At 70.6% G+C, this 17,192-nt stretch carries 13 protein-coding genes and 1 pseudogene; 10 read left to right on the top strand and 4 right to left on the bottom strand.

The genetic code is table 11. The features are described from left to right. Positions 1 to 171 precede the first annotated feature (171 nt). Complete coding sequence (locus tag ACFMQL_RS40945; protein ID WP_364065444.1) at positions 172 to 1,338, top strand: uroporphyrinogen-III synthase; 1,167 nt, start codon at positions 172 to 174, stop codon at positions 1,336 to 1,338. 83 nt (positions 1,339 to 1,421) lie between these two features. Beyond that, complete coding sequence (locus tag ACFMQL_RS40940) at positions 1,422 to 2,141, top strand: sirohydrochlorin chelatase (protein ID WP_378790074.1); 720 nt, start codon at positions 1,422 to 1,424, stop codon at positions 2,139 to 2,141. A 148-nt stretch (positions 2,142 to 2,289) separates the two neighbouring features. Here the strand turns inward: ACFMQL_RS40940 and ACFMQL_RS40935 are convergent, their stop codons facing one another. Together ACFMQL_RS40935 and ACFMQL_RS40930 are read right to left on the bottom strand one after the other, a co-directional pair. Continuing rightward, positions 2,290 to 2,775 (bottom strand): TetR/AcrR family transcriptional regulator C-terminal domain-containing protein, encoded by a 486-nt coding sequence (locus ACFMQL_RS40935; protein WP_364065439.1) that lies wholly within the window; start codon positions 2,773 to 2,775, stop codon positions 2,290 to 2,292. Between the two features lie 220 nt (positions 2,776 to 2,995). Continuing rightward, positions 2,996 to 3,850, bottom strand: coding sequence for a PAC2 family protein (locus tag ACFMQL_RS40930; RefSeq protein ID WP_378790073.1), 855 nt, complete (start codon positions 3,848 to 3,850; stop codon positions 2,996 to 2,998). Positions 3,851 to 4,283: 433 nt separating this feature from the next. Between ACFMQL_RS40930 and metH the strand changes: the two genes are divergently transcribed. The 8 genes and pseudogenes from metH (at position 4,284) to ACFMQL_RS40890 (ending at position 15,279) form a co-directional block, all read left to right on the top strand. Then, positions 4,284 to 7,748, top strand: coding sequence for a methionine synthase (metH, locus tag ACFMQL_RS40925; protein WP_364065433.1), 3,465 nt, complete (start codon positions 4,284 to 4,286; stop codon positions 7,746 to 7,748). Between the two features lie 105 nt (positions 7,749 to 7,853). After that, complete coding sequence (locus tag ACFMQL_RS40920) at positions 7,854 to 8,498, top strand: HAD family hydrolase (RefSeq protein ID WP_378790072.1); 645 nt, start codon at positions 7,854 to 7,856, stop codon at positions 8,496 to 8,498. Between the two features lie 100 nt (positions 8,499 to 8,598). Further along, the gene (locus ACFMQL_RS40915) at positions 8,599 to 9,096 is read left to right on the top strand and encodes a cellulose synthase (RefSeq protein WP_378790071.1); all 498 of its coding nucleotides are present in this window, start codon (positions 8,599 to 8,601) and stop codon (positions 9,094 to 9,096) included. 238 nt (positions 9,097 to 9,334) lie between these two features. Continuing rightward, complete coding sequence (locus ACFMQL_RS40910; RefSeq protein ID WP_364065427.1) at positions 9,335 to 10,327, top strand: ABC transporter permease; 993 nt, start codon at positions 9,335 to 9,337, stop codon at positions 10,325 to 10,327. 50 nt (positions 10,328 to 10,377) lie between these two features. Then, the gene (locus tag ACFMQL_RS40905; protein ID WP_364065425.1) at positions 10,378 to 12,138 is read left to right on the top strand and encodes an ABC transporter substrate-binding protein; all 1,761 of its coding nucleotides are present in this window, start codon (positions 10,378 to 10,380) and stop codon (positions 12,136 to 12,138) included. An 87-nt stretch (positions 12,139 to 12,225) separates the two neighbouring features. Then, positions 12,226 to 13,239, top strand: a complete 1,014-nt coding sequence (locus tag ACFMQL_RS40900; protein WP_364065422.1) for an ABC transporter permease — start codon at positions 12,226 to 12,228, stop codon at positions 13,237 to 13,239. Continuing rightward, positions 13,236 to 14,260 (top strand): annotated as a pseudogene (locus tag ACFMQL_RS40895) (ABC transporter ATP-binding protein). The gene ACFMQL_RS40900 and the pseudogene ACFMQL_RS40895 overlap by 4 nt, the downstream one beginning before the upstream one ends. 32 nt (positions 14,261 to 14,292) lie before the next feature. Then, complete coding sequence (locus ACFMQL_RS40890) at positions 14,293 to 15,279, top strand: ABC transporter ATP-binding protein (protein ID WP_378790272.1); 987 nt, start codon at positions 14,293 to 14,295, stop codon at positions 15,277 to 15,279. 36 nt (positions 15,280 to 15,315) lie between these two features. On the opposite strand, the gene ACFMQL_RS40885 is transcribed toward ACFMQL_RS40890, so the two are convergent. Together ACFMQL_RS40885 and ACFMQL_RS40880 are read right to left on the bottom strand one after the other, a co-directional pair. Beyond that, on the bottom strand, positions 15,316 to 15,999 hold the full coding sequence (locus tag ACFMQL_RS40885) for a response regulator transcription factor (RefSeq protein ID WP_364065417.1): 684 nt from the start codon (positions 15,997 to 15,999) through the stop codon (positions 15,316 to 15,318). After that, on the bottom strand, positions 15,996 to 17,168 hold the full coding sequence (locus ACFMQL_RS40880; protein ID WP_378790271.1) for a sensor histidine kinase: 1,173 nt from the start codon (positions 17,166 to 17,168) through the stop codon (positions 15,996 to 15,998). The genes ACFMQL_RS40885 and ACFMQL_RS40880 overlap by 4 nt, the downstream gene beginning before the upstream one ends. Between the last annotated feature and the right edge of the window lie 24 nt (positions 17,169 to 17,192).

The raw sequence follows: 17,192 nt of genomic DNA, 5'->3' as shown, positions 1-17,192 counted from the left end.
CCAATCCAGCGGGCGCGGCCTTGTAGCACAGCGGTAACAGAAGAGACCCGTGGGCGAAACCACCCGAAAGCAGTATCGGAGGGTGATCTCACTTGCGTCACAAGCACCTGTGATGCCTGGCCGGGTGCTCGGGGTCCGGCCAGGCGTCCCCGACTACCTGGAGGTGCACGCATGAGCGCGCTTTCCCTGGAGGCCGGAACCTCCCCGGAGACGGCCCCCGACGCGCTGGCGGGCTTCACCGTCGGCGTGACCGCGACCAGGCGGCGCGAGGAGTTCGGCGCCCTCCTGGAACGCCGCGGCGCCCGCGTGGTCAGCGCCCCCGCCATCCGCCTCGTCCCCCTCGCCGAGGACGCCGACCTGCTCGCCGCCACCCGGCAGAGCCTGGAGGCGCCGCTCGACGACGTGGTCGTCACCACCGGCGTCGGCTTCCGCGGCTGGATGGCCGCCGCCGAGGGCTGGGGCCTGTCCACCGAGCTGAGCGAGCACCTGTCACGGGCCCGCCTGCTCACCCGCGGACCCAAGGCCAGGGGAGCGGTGCGCGCCGCCGGGCTCAACGACCACTGGACGCCCTCCACCGAGTCGTGCAAAGAGGTCAAGGAGTACCTCCTCGCCCAGGACCTGCGCGGCCGGCGCATCGCCGTCCAGCAGCACGGCGAGCCGCTGCGCGACTTCGTGGCCGACCTGCGCGCCGCCGGCGCCGAGGTGATCGAGATACCGGTCTACCGGTGGCTGCCGTACCGCGACATCTCGCCGCTGCGCCGCCTCATCAGCCAGACCGTCTCCGGCGCGATCGACGCGGTCGCCTTCACCAGCGCGCCCGCCGTGCACGCCATGCTGAACACCGCCCGCGCGGACGGCCTGGAAGAGGCGCTGCTCGCCGCGTTCGGCGGCTCCGTCGTGGCCGCCTGCGTCGGGCCGGTCACCGCCGACCCGCTGACCTCGCGCGGCGTGCCCACACTCCAGCCCGACCGCTCCAGGCTCGGCGCGCTCGCCCGCGCCCTGGCCAGGCACCTGCCGGAACACGGCGTCACCCGGGTCACCGCCGGTGGACACCGCCTGGAGATCCGCGGCCACGCCGTGGTCGTGGACGGCGAGCTGCGTCCGCTGCCGCCGGCGCCGATGGCCGTGCTCAAGCGCCTGGCCGACAAGCCGGGCCACGTGGTGTCGCGGGCCGACCTGCGTACGGTGCTGCCGGGCAGCGTCGCCCGCGACTCGGCCGAGCACGCAGTGGAGATGGCCATCACCCGGCTGCGCCGAGCCCTCGGCCCGAGCGGCATCGTCGAGACCGTCGTCAAACGCGGCTACCGGCTCGCCTGCCTGTACGAGGACGGCCTTTGAGCCTCCTCGCACCACCGACCGTCACATCAGCCCACACCGAGGAGTTTCCGCATGCCCGGGCCCGTTCCCGCAGGAGCCGGCCGATGACCCCCACCCTCGTCCTGGCCGCGCACGGCACCCGCAGCCAGGCCGGTCAGCGCACGCTCGCCGCGCTGGCCGAGACGGTCAGGGCCGCGCGGCCGGGAGGCCGGGTCGAGCTCAGCTACCTGGAGCTGGCCTCGCCGCTGCTCCGGGAGGTCCTGCCCGCCGTACGCGGCCCGGTGGTCGTCGTCCCGCTGCTGCTGGCCGGCGGCTACCACGCGCACATCGACCTGCCCCAGGTCGTGGCCGAGCACCGGCCCGACGCGATCGTGGCCGGCTGGCTGGGGCCGCACCGGCTGCTGACCTCGGCGCTGGCGCGCAAGCTGGCACGGGCGGGCCTGCGCGCCACGGACGCGGTGCTGCTCGGCGCGGCGGGATCGTCCGACCCGTCGGCGCTGGCCGACGTGCGCGCGGCGGCGCACCAGCTCGCCGTGCGGCTGGCCAGGCCGGTGACCGTCGCGTTCGCATCGGCGGGCGCGCCGTCGCTGGATGAGGCCATGGAACGGCTCGGCGCGACCCCGGCGTCCCGGGTGGCGATCGCCTCGTACGTGCTGGCCCCCGGCTTCTTCCACGACCGGCTGGTCGCGGCGGCCGCGGGCCGGACCGCGGTGGTCAGCGAGCCCCTGGGCGCCGACCCCGACGTGGCGGCCCTCATCTGGCGCCGCTTCGACGAGGCCCTGCGCCGCCCGGCCGCCCGGCCGCGCACCCTCCGCAGGGCATGACGCACCGCACAGGGGGAGGGGCCTGCCGCGATCAGGCGTGACGCCGGCGGCAGCGGGGGATCAGGCCGCGCCGGGCATCGGACGCCGCGGATCGGGCGGTGCCGGGAGCCGCCGCCGGGCTCGGCCGCCGATGGCCGGGTGCCAGGGATCAGGCGGGGTCGAGGCGCAGTTCGCGGACGATCTCGCGGGCGCTCGCGTCCCGTGACGGCGCGTCGTCGCAGCCGACGAACATCTCGATGAAGGCCCGGTGGAAGCAGCCCGCGACCATCAGGCGTGCGCTGGCCTCCGGGTCGGCGTCGGCCCTGACCCGGCCCAGCCGCTGTTCGTCCGCCAGATAGCCGGCCAGCGGTGCGATCTCGGTGCGCGGCCCGAGCCCCGCCTCCTTGATGGCCCGGCGGAAGCGTACGGTGACGTCGGGGGAGGTGAAGGCGGGCAGCGCCGCGCCCTGGACATCGATGTAGTAGTCGATGCCCGCACGCGCGACCGGGTGGAGGTTGTCCGACACGGACCCCTTCCCTGCGCGGTGCGTCAGGTTGTGCAGGATGCTCAGCCAGAGCGGGAGCCGGTCCTGGAGCAGCGCCAGGAAGTAATCCACCGAGCCGCCGGCACGGTCCTCCCTGAGCGAGACGGCCATCTCGAGGACGCGCCGCCTGGTGTCCTGACTCCTATGCTGCGGGTCTACGTGGGATGTCGCCATGGCATGCCTAACGTGCGCGGTCGGTGGATGTAGGCATCACGTGCGAAGCCGGACGGTCTCCGTCCGGCGTGAATCTGGAGTCCCGGCCTGTCGGGATCTGGTGAACCCCGATTATTACTCGAAACCGCGAAAAATTGGCGGATTTAATACGTCAGGGTTAGCTGTCCGTGTCGCGATCTCTACGTCGCAGGTAGCGCTCGAACTCGGCCGCGATCGCATCGCCGCTGGCCTCGGGCAGCTCCGCGGCGTCCTTGCGCTCCTCCAGCTCCTTGACGTATTCGGCGACCTCGCTGTCCTGCGCGGCCAGCTCGTCCACGCCGCGCTCCCACGCCCTGGCCTCCTCGTCGAGGTCGCCGAGCGGCATGGGGATGTCGAGGACGTCCTCGAGACGGCGCAGCAGCGCCAGCGTCGCCTTCGGGTTGGGCGGCTGCGCGACGTAGTGGGGCACCGACGCCCACAGCGAGATCGCATCGAGCCCGGCCCTGCCGAACGCGTGCTGCAGCACGCCCACGATGCCGGTCGGGCCCTCGTAGCGGCTCAGCTCCAGGCCGGTCGAGCGGGCCAGCCCCTCGCTGGTCGCGCCGCCGAGAATCGGCACGGGGCGGGTGTGCGGGGAGTCGTTGAGCAGGGCGCCGAGCATGACCGCCAGCTCGATGCCCAGCTCACGGCAGACGTAGATGATGTCGTCGCAGAACGAGCGCCAGCGCATGTTGGGCTCGATGCCGCGCAGCAGCACGACGTCGCGCTCGACGCCCGGCGGCCTGGCGCGCAGCAGCCGCGTCGTGGGCCACACGATGGACTGCGTGAGCCCGTCGCTCATCTCCACCACGGGCCTGGTCACCTGGAAGTCGTAGTAGTCGTCCGGGTCGAGCGCGACCAGCGGCTCGGCCTTCCAGGCGGACTCGAGATGGGCGATCACGCCGCTGGAAGCCTCACCCGCGTCGTTCCAGCCCTCGAACGCGGCAATGAGCACCGGGTCGACGAGCTCGGGGAGCCCTTCGAGCTCTATCACGTGTCGCCTCCACTCTCCTTCGTCCCGCTAAGCCTATGCCGTGAGGAGGCATCGCCGTCACCGATCTCCCCCCGAATGCCGCGCTGCCCCGTTCGCCCACGTGACGGCCGGGTGGCGGGCGTGTGCCGGGTCCGGCGGCGCCACGGGCCGGATCGGCACGCGCAACCCCAGGTCGAAGGCCCTTCCGCCGGGCGCGGGACGCTCGCGCGCGGCCCGCGTGCGGCCTCGCGCGCGGGCGTGCGGAGCGCGCGGGCGGGCGCCGCACGTTCGCGACCCGCGAACTCGACGGGCGCACCCCATCCCCATTCACCCGAAATCGGGAATAAAACCGAGCGCATCGCAAACACCCCGAAAACCCCGAGTTCAGGCCGCTTACGACGCGCGGAAACGGCGCACGACCGGCGCTCGAGGCGCACCCGATAAGCTGAACCTCATGAGCATCTCCCCGTCCTTTCGAGAAGTGTTGTCCCAGCGCGTCATCGTGGCTGACGGGGCTATGGGCACGATGCTCCAGGCGCAGGACCCCACGCTCGACGACTTCCATGGTCACGAGGGCTGCAACGAGGTGCTCAACGTCACCCGGCCCGACATCGTGCGCGGCGTCCACGACGCCTACTTCGCCGTCGGTGTCGACTGCGTCGAGACCAACACCTTCGGCGCCAACCTCGCCGCGCTCGGCGAATACGACATCGCCGACCGCGTCTACGAGCTCTCCGAGGCCGGCGCCCGCATCGCCCGCGAGGCCGCCGACCACTGGTCCACGCCCGACCAGCCGCGTTTCGTGCTCGGCTCCATGGGCCCAGGCACCAAGCTGCCGACGCTCGGCCACCTGCCGTACGCGAGCCTGCGCGACGCCTACCGCGACAACGCCGCCGGCCTGATCGCGGGCGGCGCCGACGCGCTGATCATCGAGACCTGCCAGGACCTGCTCCAGGTCAAGGCCGCCGTCGTCGGCGCCAAGCGGGCCATCGAGGCGGCGGGCCGCGACATCCCGATCATCGCCCAGGTCACCATCGAGACCAACGGCGCCATGCTGCTCGGCTCCGAGATCGGCGCGGCGCTCACCGCCATCGAGCCGCTCGGCGTCGACGTCGTGGGCCTCAACTGCGCGACCGGTCCCGCCGAGATGAGCGAGCACCTGCGCTACCTCGCCCGCCACTCGCGGCTCAAGCTGTCCTGCATGCCCAACGCCGGCCTGCCCGTGCTGACCGCCGACGGCGCCCACTACCCGCTGACGGCGCAGGAGCTGGCCGACGCCCACGACTCCTTCACCCGCGACTACGGCCTGTCCCTGGTCGGCGGCTGCTGCGGCACCACGCCCGAGCACCTGCGCCAGGTGGTCGAGAAGGTGCGCGGCAGGCAGCCCGTCGCCCGCCGCCCCCGCCCCGAGCCGGGCGCCTCCTCGCTCTACCAGACCGTCCCGTTCCGGCAGGACACCTCCTACCTCGCCATCGGCGAGCGCTGCAACACCAACGGCTCCAAGGCGTTCCGCGAGGCCATGCTGGAGGGCCGCTGGGACGACTGCGTCGAGATGGCGCGCGAGCAGGCGCGCGGCGGCGCCCACATGCTCGACCTGTGCGTCGACTACGTCGGCCGCGACGGCGTCGCCGACATGAAGGAGCTCGCCTTCCGCTTCGCCACCGCCTCCACACTGCCGATCATGCTCGACTCCACCGAGCCGGCGGTGCTGCAGGCCGGCCTGGAGATGCTGGGCGGGCGCGCCGCCGTCAACTCCGTCAACTACGAGGACGGCGACGGCCCCGACTCCCGCTTCCAGAAGATCATGCGCCTGGTGCGCGAGCACGGCGCCGCCGTGGTCGCCCTCACCATCGACGAGGAGGGCCAGGCCCGCACCGCCGAGCACAAGCTGCGCGTGGCCACCCGGCTGATCGAAGACCTCACCACCAACTGGGGCATGCGGGTCGAAGACGTCATCGTCGACTGCCTGACCTTCCCCATCGCCACCGGCCAGGAGGAGACCAGGCGCGACGGCCTGGAGACCATCGAGGCGATCCGCGAGCTCAAACGCCGCTACCCCGGCGTGCAGACCACGCTCGGCGTCTCCAACATCAGCTTCGGCCTCAACCCGGCCGCCCGCATGGTGCTCAACTCGGTGTTCCTCAACGAGTGCGTCAACGCGGGCCTCGACTCGGCCATCGTCCACGCCTCGAAGATCCTGCCGATGGCGCGCATCCCCGACGAGCAGCGCCAGGTCGCGCTCGACATGGTCTACGACCGCCGCCGCGAGGGCTACGACCCGCTGCAGCGGTTCATGGAGCTGTTCGAGGGCGTCGACGCCGCCGCCATGCGCGCGGGCAAGGCCGAGGAGCTGGCCGCGCTGCCGCTGTGGGAGCGGCTCAAGCGCCGCATCATCGACGGCGAGCGCAAGGGACTGGAGGCCGACCTCGACGACGCGCTCGGCCAGCGGCCCGCCCTGGAGATCATCAACGACGTGCTGCTCGACGGCATGAAGACGGTCGGCGACCTGTTCGGCTCCGGGCAGATGCAGCTGCCGTTCGTGCTCCAGTCGGCCGAGGTGATGAAGGCCGCCGTCGCCTACCTCGAGCCTCACATGGACCGCGTCGAGGGCGAGACCAAGGGCCGCATCGTGCTCGCCACCGTCAAGGGCGACGTGCACGACATCGGCAAGAACCTCGTCGACATCATCCTGTCCAACAACGGCTACCACGTGGTCAACCTCGGCATCAAACAGCCGGTCTCGGCCATCCTCGAGGCCGCCGACGAGCACAAGGCCGACGTCATCGGCATGTCCGGCCTGCTGGTCAAGTCGACGGTCATCATGAAGGAGAACCTGGAGGAGATGAACTCCAGGGGCCTCGCCCAGCGCTACCCCGTGCTGCTCGGCGGCGCCGCCCTGACCCGCGCCTACGTCGAGCAGGACCTCGCCGAGCTGTTCGAGGGCGAGGTGCGCTACGCCCGCGACGCGTTCGAGGGGCTGCGGCTGATGGACGCGTTCATGGCGGTCAAGCGCGGCGAGGAGGGCGCGACGCTGCCGCCGCTGCGCGAGCGGCGCGTCAAGACCGGCGCCACGCTCGTCCGCACGCCCGTCGAGGAGCTGCCGGCCCGCTCCGACGTCGCCACCGACAACCGGGTGCCGAAGGCGCCCTTCCACGGCGACCGCGTCGTTAAGGGCATCTCGCTGGCCGACTACGCCGCCTTCCTCGACGAGCGCGCCCTGTTCCTCGGCCAGTGGGGGCTCAAGCCCACCAGGGGCGGCGAAGGGCCCGGCTACGAGGAGCTGGTCGAGACCGAGGGCCGGCCGCGGCTGCGCATGTGGCTCGACCGCATCCAGACCGAGGGGCTGCTGGAGGCGGCCGTCGTCTACGGCTACTTCCCGTGCGTCTCCGAGGGCGACTCGCTGATCATCCTCGACGAGTCCGGCGGCGAGCGCACCCGCTTCACGTTCCCGCGCCAGCGCCGCGACCGCCACCTGTGCCTGTCCGACTTCTTCCGCCCCAAGGACAGCGGCGAGACCGACGTCGTCGGCTTCCAGGTCGTCACCATGGGCGCGAAGATCAGCCAGGCCACGGCCGAGCTGTTCGCCAAAGACGCCTACCGCGACTACCTCGAGCTGCACGGCCTGTCGGTGCAGCTCACCGAGGCGCTGGCCGAATACTGGCACGCCCGGGTGCGCGCCGAGCTCGGCATCGGCGGCGACGAGTCGCTCGACGACATGCTCAAGGTCAACATCCAGGGCTGCCGCTACTCGTTCGGCTACCCGGCCTGCCCGAACCTGGAGGACCAGAAGCAGCTGTTCGAGCTGCTCGGCCCCGAGCGCATCGGCGTGACGCTGTCGGAGGAGTTCCAGCTCCACCCCGAGCAGGCCACCTCGGCGCTCGTCGCCCACCACCCTGAGGCGAAATACTTCAACGTCTGACCGCCCGGTCCCGCCCCGCGCCGGCATCGGGCGGTTCGCCGTGCGCGCAGGGCGGCAGGTCAGCGACGTCACGGCACGAACCGCCAACCGATCGGGGAGCGATACATGGACGCCGTCTTCTTCGACATGGACGGCCTGCTGGTGGACAGCGAACGCGTCTGGCTGGAGGTCGAGACCGGGGTGATGGCCAGGCTCGGCGCCGCCTGGACGCCCGAGCACCAGGCCAACCTGGTGGGCGGCTCCATGGAGCGCACCGTCGACTACATGCTGGCCGTCTCGGGCGCCGACGTGCCGCCGGAGAGCATCCGCGCGTGGATGACCGACGGCATGGTGGCCAGGCTCCAGGACGGCGTCCCCGTCATGCCCGGCGCCTCCGAGCTGCTCGACGCGCTGCGCGACGAGGGCGTGCCGGTGGGACTGGTCACCTCGTCGGTCCGGCCGATCGCCGACGCCGTGCTCAAGAGCGTCGGCAGGGAACGCTTCGACCTCGTCGTGACCGCCGACGACGTCACCCGTACCAAGCCGGACCCCGAGCCCTACCTGACGGCGGCCCGGCGGCTCGGCGTCGAGCCGGCGCGCTGCGTCGTGCTGGAGGACTCGCCCAACGGCGTGGCCGCGGCCACGGCCGCCGGCTGCGCCGTGGTGGCCGTGCCGAGCCTGGTGCCCGTCGAGGAGGCCCCCGGGCGGCTCGTCGTGCCGTCCCTGACCCGCGTCGGGGTCGCGGACCTCAGGGCACTTCTGGGGTCATAGGGACGTTCCCCTAGGGGAGAAGTGGTTCTCGCGGAGGAGGCGGGAACGCCTCCGCGTGCCAGGATGGAAAGCACGAGCCACGGACTAGGGGACGTCTGACATGGAGACCTTCAACGCGATCGCCTGGCTGCCGCTGTGCGCAGGAGCGACCATCGCCGGGCTGGTGCTGGCCTTCCTGGCGTTCCGCCGCAGAGGCGCGGCCGCCGGCCTGCGCGTGACGGCGTGGGCGCTGCTGCCGATGGCCGCCTACCTCACCGACGCGTTGCAGTCCCTGTGGACGATCGGCACCACCGCGGTGCGCTTCGTGACCGGCCTGGTGTTCAACCCCTCGGTGTGGGCGGGCGTGGCGCTGGCCGGGCTGTCGGCGGTGCTGTTCGTGGTGTCGGGCGTGATGCGCGGCAGGAAGCTGGCAGGGGCCCGCAAGAAGCAGGGCGGCGAGTCTCCGCAGGCAGGAGCCGCCGCGACGGCCACGCGGCCCGCCCAGCAGGCCACCGCGGCCGCCAAGCCGCAGCCCGCCGTGAGCCCCAAGAAGACGAGCTCCGCCGACGACGACTTCTCCGACATCGAGGAGCTGCTGAAGCGGCGCGGAATCAGCTGAAGCCGGCGCGCCGCGCGGCTATGTCACGGTTCCGAGACTTAACCGGAACGCGCTCTAGACATTCGGTTCAAGATCGATACGAATGAGTTTCGCAACAATCACAGATTAGCCACATCGCGTCTGGAGGGACTAGTCAGCGCAGCTCAGGCCATAGATTCTGCCTCCTGAGGTCGCGTCATGCGGTCTGTAGTTCACTACGCAGAGACTGCGTCGTCTTGTCAGCAGGGGGCATTACGGAATGACCGCACCGCTTGACGTTCCCGGTTCCACAGCCGAGGCGAACCCGGAGGCTGTGCTCACCGGAGCGGGCAAGTCCATCCAGGGCCGTTCTCTCACCCGGATCGCCTGGATGCGGCTGCGCCGTGACAAGGTCGCGCTCGGCGGCGGCATCGTCGTCATCCTGCTGATCCTTGTCGCGATCTTCCAAGGGCCGATCATCAGCGCGTTCGGCCACCCGCCCCTGGAGTTCCACCAGGACCAGATCGACCCCAACACGCTCCTGCCCAAGGGCGCGTTCGGCGGCATGAGCAGCGAATACCTGCTCGGCGTCGAGCCGGTCAACGGCCGCGACATCTTCAGCCGCATCGTCGCAGGCGCCTGGATCTCGCTGCTCATCGGCTTCCTCGCCACCATGCTGTCGGTGATCATCGGCACCACGCTCGGCGTCATCGCCGGATACTTCGGCGGCTGGGTCGACCAGATCATCGGCCGTCTCATGGACGTCTTCCTCGCCTTCCCGCTGCTGGTCTTCGCCATCGCGCTGGCCGGCGTCATCCCCGACAAGGGATTCGGACTGGAGGGCAACGGGCTGCGCATCGCCATGCTGATCTTCATCATCGGCTTCTTCAGCTGGCCCAGCATCGGCCGCATCGTCCGCGGCCAGACGCTGTCACTGCGCGAGCGGGAGTTCGTCGACGCGGCCAAGAGCCTCGGCGCGCGCCACGGCTACATCCTCTTCCGCGAGGTGCTGCCGAACCTGATGGCGCCCATCCTGGTCTACGCGACCCTGCTCATCCCGACCAACATCCTCTTCGAGGCCGCGCTGTCGTTCCTGGGCGTCGGCATCAACCCGCCCACCCCGACGTGGGGTGGCATGCTCTCCGAGGCGGTCCGCTTCTACACACTGCCCCACTTCGTGCTCTTCCCGGGGCTGGCGATCTTCATTACGGTCTTGGCGTTCAACCTGTTCGGCGACGGGCTGCGGGACGCCTTCGACCCTCGGGCGCACTGAGTTCCGCCAACGCTTCATCCCCCGCATCTCACTCACCAAGGGGTTAGTCAATGAGAAGGAAACACGCACTGGCCGGAGCCGCGACAGCGGCCGCCCTGGTGCTCTCCGCCTGCGGCGGCGGAGGTGGCAACGCCTCCCAGCCCGCCCAGTCGGCCTCTGGCGGTGCCGCGCAACCCGCGTTCAACGCCGCTCTGACCCAGGTCTACAACCCGTCCACCAAGAAGGGCGGGACGCTCAAGGCGGCCCACTCATCCGACTGGGACAGCCTCGACCCGGGCGACACCTACTACGGCTACTCGTTCAACTTCGGCCGCTTCTACTGGCGGACGCTGACGACGTACAAGCCGGGCCCCGGCCCCGAGGGCAACACCGTCGTCCCCGACCTGGCCGAAGGGCTCGGCCAGCCCAGCGACGACGGCAAGACCTGGACGTACAAGCTCAGGAGCGGGCTGAAGTTCGAGGACGGCACGCCGATCACCGCCAAGGACGTGGCCTACGCGGTGGCGCGCTCCTTCGACAAGGAGACCTTCCCGCACGGCCCCTCCTACCTCAACGAGCTGCTCGACTGGCCGAAGGACTTCAAGGGCGTCTACAAGACCCCCGACGTCGACTACAGCTCCGCCGTCGAGGCGCCCGACGACACCACGGTCGTCTTCCACCTGAAGAAGCCGTTCGCGTCGATGGACTACATCGTCCAGATGCCGATGACGGCTCCGGTGCCGAAGGACAAGGACACGGGCGCCAAGTACAAGGAGCACGTGATCTCCTCGGGCCCGTACAAGTTCGAGACCAACGAGATCGGCAAGCGCTTCACCCTGGTCCGCAACGACCAGTGGGACCCGGCGACCGACCCGATCAGGCCCGCCCTGCCGGACCGCATCGAGGTGCAGCTCAACGTCAACGCCGACGACCTGGACAACCAGCTCATCGCCGGTGACATCCACCTCGACATCCCCGGCACCGGCCTGCAGCCCGCCGCGCTCGGCAAGGTGCTGCCGGACCCGCAGCTCAAGGCCCGTACGGACAACCCGACGATCCCCAGGCTCTGGTACGTCTCGGTCATCCCCGACACGGCGCCGCTCGACAACGTCGAGTGCCGCAAGGCCGTCATGTTCGCCGCCGACCGCGTCGCCAACCAGACCGCCTACGGCGGCCCGCTCGCCGGTGGCGACATCGCCACCAACGTGATGCCGCCGCCCATCGTCGGCCAGGAGAAGTTCGACCTGTACGCCAGCCCCGACAACAAGGGCGACGTCGAGAAGGCCAAGCAGGCCCTCGCCGCCTGCGGCCAGCCGAACGGCTTCTCCACCACCATGACGTACCGCTCGGACCGCCCGCGTGAGAAGGCGCTCGCCGAGGCCATGCAGCAGGCCCTGGCCCGGGTCGGCATCAAGCTCACCCTCAAGGGCTTCCCGGCCTCCAGCTACTTCTCCGACTACGCAGGCAACGTCGACTACGTCAAGAAGAACGGCATCGGCCTGGCCACCCACGGCTGGGGTGCCGACTGGCCCGACGGCTACGGCTTCATGCAGGCGATCGTCGACAGCCGCACCATTCGCAAGGCCGGCAACTATAACCTCAGCGTCAAGAACGAGGAGGTCGACAAGCTGATCGACCAGGCCTCCGCGGAGCTGGACGCGACCGCCCGCGGCAAGCTGTGGGTCGAGGTGGACAAGAAGGTCATGGAGGACGCGTCCATCCTGCCCGTGGTGTGGGCCAAGTCCCTGCTCCTGCGCGGTGAAGGCGTGACGAACATCGCCTACAACGAAGGCCAGAGCATGTACGACTACATCTTGCTCGGCGTCGAGTGACCAGGCGAGGTTCGGGGATCTAACGAAGGCAGGTGAAGGCAGGAGTGGCCCGCCCGCCAGCGCGGGCGGGCCACTCGGCCGGTAGCGGTGGTCACATACATCATCAGGCGTCTGATCGGCGCGATCGCCATGCTCATCCTGATCAGCATGGTCACGTTCGGCATCTTCTTCGTCGTGCCGCAGTGGGCCGGGGCGACACCCGAGGCCCTCGCGTCGCGGTACGTCGGGCGGGCGGCCACGCCGGAGACCGTCCACCTGGTGGCCGAGCGGCTCGGCTTCTACGACCCGGTGGTCGTGCAGTACGGCAGGTTCGTCAAGGGCCTGGTCGCCGGTGCCGAGTACGACTACGGTGCGGGCGTCGAGCAGTGCCCCGCGCCCTGCTTCGGCTACTCCTTCATCAGCGGCCAGCCGGTCTGGCCCGACCTGCTCGACCGCATGCCGGTCACCTTCTCGCTGGCCATCGGCGCGGCCCTGCTGTGGGTCGTGGGCGGCGTCAGCGTCGGCGTGCTGTCGGCGCTGCGCAGAGGCAGCTTCTTCGACCGGCTCTCCATGGGCACCGCCCTGGCGGGCGTCTCGCTGCCCATCTTCTTCACCGGCATGATCTCCCTGGTCGTCTTCAGCTACGGCCTCGGCTGGACGCCGCCGGGCGGCGCGTGGACGGACTTCACCGAGAACCCGGCGCAGTGGGCCTACAACCTGCTGCTTCCGTGGATCACGCTGGCGTTCCTGTTCGCCGCCACGTACGCGCGGCTGACCCGGGCGGGCATGCTGGAGACGATGGGCGAGGACTACATCCGCACCGCGAGAGCCAAGGGCCTGCGGGAGAACCAGGTGGTGGTCAAGCACGGCCTGCGCGCCGCGCTCACCCCGATCCTGACCCTCTTCGGCATCGACTTCGGCCTGCTCATCGGCGGCGCCGTCCTCACCGAGACCACCTATACTCTGCCCGGGCTCGGCCAGTTCGCCATCCTGGCGATCAGGAACCAGGACCTGCCGCAGGTCATGGGTGTCGTGCTCGTCGCCGCGGGTTTCGTGGTGGTCGCGAGCTTGGTCGTCGACCTGCTGTACGCCGTGGTCGACCCGAGGGTGAGGTTGGCATGAGCTTCCTTGACGTCAAGGATCTGAAGATCCACTTCCCGACCGACGACGGTCTCGTCCGCTCCGTCGACGGGCTGTCGTTCAGCGTCGAGCGGGGCAAGACCCTCGGCATCGTCGGCGAGTCCGGCTCCGGCAAGAGCGTGACCAGCCTCGGCATCCTCGGCCTGCACAAGGGCGGCAGGGCCCGCATCTCCGGCGAGATCTGGCTCGACGGCGAGGAGCTGATCGGCGCCTCCGCCGAGCACGTGCGCCGGCTGCGCGGCAAGAAGATGGCGATGATCTTCCAGGATCCGCTGTCGTCGATGCACCCCTTCTACACCGTCGGCGACCAGATCATCGAGGCGTACCGGATCCACAACGACGTCTCCAAGCAGGTCGCCCGCAAGCACGCCATCGACATGCTCGGCCGCGTCGGCATCCCCGAGCCGGCCAAGCGCGTCGACAGCTACCCGCACGAGTTCTCCGGCGGCATGCGCCAGCGCGCCATGATCGCCATGGCGCTGTCGTGCGACCCCGAGCTGCTCATCGCCGACGAGCCGACCACCGCGCTCGACGTGACCGTCCAGGCGCAGATCCTCGACCTGATGCGCGACCTGCAGCGCGAGTTCAACTCCGCGCTCATCGTCATCACCCACGACCTGGGCGTGGTCGCCGAGCTGTCGGACGACATCCTCGTCATGTACGCCGGCAAGTGCGTCGAGTACGGCAGCACCGAAGACATCTTCTACCGCCCCGAGCACCCCTACACCTGGGGCCTGCTGGGCTCCATGCCGCGTCTCGACCGCGAGCCCACCGAGCGGCTGCTGCCGATCAAGGGCTCGCCGCCGTCCCTGATCAACGTGCCGCCGGGCTGCGCCTTCCACCCGCGCTGCCCGTACGCCGAGCGCACCAAGGGCAAGGCCACGACCGAGGTCCGGCCCTCGCCGAGACCGAGGGCGGCCACCTGGTGCGCTGCCACATGAGCAGGGACGAGCGGCAGAGCCTGTGGGCCAACGAGATCAAGCCAGTGCTGGAGACCCAGTGAGCGACAACGAGCTGCTTCTTTCCGTGCAGAACATGGAGAAGCACTTCCCCGTGACCAAGGGCCTGTTCAAAAGGCAGGTCGGCGCCGTCAAGGCGGTCGACGGCATCAGCTTCGACGTGTACAAGGGCGAGACGCTCGGCCTGGTGGGGGAGTCCGGCTGCGGCAAGTCCACCACGGGACGCCTGGTCACCCGCCTGCTGGAACCCACCGGCGGCAAGGTGATCTTCGAGGGCCAGGACATCACGCACATGAGCCAGAGCAAGCTCCGGCCGCTCCGGCGCGACATGCAGATGATCTTCCAGGACCCGTACTCGTCGCTCAACCCCCGCCACACGGTCGGCGCCATCGTCGGCGCGCCGTTCCGCATCCAGGGCGTGCGCACCGAGAACGGCATCAAGAAGGCCGTCCAGGAGATCCTGGAGATGGTCGGGCTCAACCCCGAGCACTACAACCGCTACCCGCACGAGTTCTCCGGCGGCCAGCGTCAGCGCATCGGCATCGCCCGTACGCTCGCGCTCAAGCCCAAGCTGATCATCGCCGACGAGCCGGTCTCCGCGCTCGACGTGTCCATCCAGGCCCAGGTCGTCAACCTGCTCGAAGACCTCCAGCGCGAGCTGGACCTCACCTATGTCGTCATCGCCCACGACCTGTCGGTCGTGCGGCACATCAGCGACCGCGTCGCCGTCATGTACTTGGGCAAGATCGTCGAGGTGGCCGACCGCAAGCGGCTGTACAACTCGCCGATGCACCCGTACACCAACGCCCTGCTGTCGGCCGTGCCCGTGCCCGACCCCAAGGCGCGCAAGGAGCGCGAGCGCATCCGGCTCACCGGCGACGTGCCGAGCCCGCTCAACCCGCCGCCCGCCTGCCGCTTCCACACCCGCTGCTGGAAGGCGCAGGAGATCTGCAAGAAGGTCGAGCCGCCGCTGCAGGAGCTGGCCGGCGGCCATCAGGTGGCCTGCCACTTCCCGGAGAACGCCCCCGAGGAGTCCGCCGCCTCGGCGCCCGCCGCCGGCTGACGACGGCCTCCACACACGCGCCGGGCGCCGCTCAGCTCAGGAGCCGGCGCCCGGCGTGATCAGGCCCGTCTCGTACGCCAGCACCACGGCCTGCACCCGGTCGCGCAGCCCCAGCTTCGTCAGCACGTTGCCGACGTGCGTCTTGACCGTCGTCTCGCTCACCACGAGCTTGGCCGCGATCTCGGCGTTGGACATGCCCCTGGCGATGAGCCGCATCACCTCGAGCTCCCGCTCGGTCAGCCGGTCCAGCCGCGCCGGGGCGGCCTGCTCGTACGCGGGCGGCAGCTTCGTGGCGAACCTGTCGAGCAGCCGCCGCGTCACGCTCGGCGCCACGATGGCGTCGCCCGCCGCCACCACCCGGATCGCCTGCACCAGCTCGTCGGGCGGCACGTCCTTCAGCAGGAACCCCGACGCTCCCGCCCGCAGCGCCTCCACGATGTACTCGTCGAGGTCGAACGTGGTCAGCACCAGCACTTTCGGCACGTGCGCGGCCGGCGCCGCCTCCCGCACGATCCTGCGGGTCGCCTCGATGCCGTCGACTCCCGGCATCCGGATGTCCATCAGCACCACGTCGGGCAGCAGCGCGCGGCACTGCTCCTGCGCGTCCTTGCCGTCGCCCGCCTGCCCCACCACCGTGATGTCGGGCTCGGCCTCGAGGATCAGGCGGAAGCCTGTGCGCAGCAGCGGCTGGTCGTCCACCAGCAGCACTCTGATCGTCATTGGCCGTCCTTCAACGGGAACCTCGCCCGCACTTCGAAACCGCCCCCCGGCAGCGGACCGATGTTGAGGATTCCACCATAGAGCGTGACACGTTCGCGAATGCCCACCAAGCCGTGCCCCGGAGGCTCCGTCTGGTCCTCCTTGACGCCCACGCCGTCGTCCTCCACGCTCACGTCCAGCTCGCCCGGCAGGTAGCGGACCGTCACCACCGCCTTGGCCCCCGGGCCCGCGTGCCGCAGGCTGTTGGTGAGCCCCTCCTGGACCAGCCGGTACGCCGCCAGGTCCACCCCCGCGGGCAGCGGCACCTCCGTGCCCTCCACCTGCAGCCGCACCGGCAGCCCCGCCTCGCGCATCTGCTCGACCAGCGCAGGCAGGTCCTTCACGGCCGGTTGCGGCCCCAGCTCGGCCTGCCCGTCGGTGCGCAGCACGCCCACGATGTTGCGCATCTCCGTCATCGCCAGCCGCCCGGTGTGCTCCACCGCCGACAGCGCCTCGCGGGCCAGCTCGGGATCGGTCTCCAGCACCCGCCGCGCCGCCGCGGCCTGCACCGTCATCACGCTCACGTGGTGAGCCACCACGTCGTGCAGCTCGCGGGCGATCCGCGAGCGCTCCTCGGCCCGCGCCGCCCTGGTGTCGGCCGCGTGCGCGCGCTCCAGCCGCGCCGCCCGGTCCTTCAGCTCCTCCATGTACGCCCGGCGCAGCCGCAGGCTCCTGCCCGCGCCCCAGACCGCCACCAGCACCACGACGACGATCACGTACTCGTTCCAGCCCACCGGGCCGACCGGGCCCGCCGCCGCCCCCGTCAGGTACGCGGTCAGCGCCACCGCCAGCGCCACCAGCGAGATCGCCAGGCCACGATGCGAGGCCACCGAGTACAGCAGCACCATCCCCGACAGGCTCGCCGTGCCCGTGCCGTAGCCGAGCCCGCTCAGCAGCGCCTCGGGCGCCAGCCCCGCCCACAGGGCGCTCAGCGGCCAGCGCCGCCGCACCACGATGGGCGCGCACGACAGCACCACCAGCGCCACCCCGAACGCGTCGGGCGGTTGCATGCCGTGCACCGGCAGCCCCTCGGCCTGCAGCCGCTCGGGCCCGTACAGCACGAACAGCGAAACGGATGCCGCGGCCACCACCCCGGCCAGCACGGCGTCGTGGAGCCTGCTCCGATCCATCCGCACCGCTTCACTGTAAGACCA

The organism is Nonomuraea fastidiosa, from assembly GCF_042751225.1.
Lineage (GTDB): Bacteria > Actinomycetota > Actinomycetes > Streptosporangiales > Streptosporangiaceae > Nonomuraea > Nonomuraea fastidiosa.
Note: the sequence above shows the minus strand (reverse complement) of the source record. Positions and strands in the feature narration are given on the sequence as shown.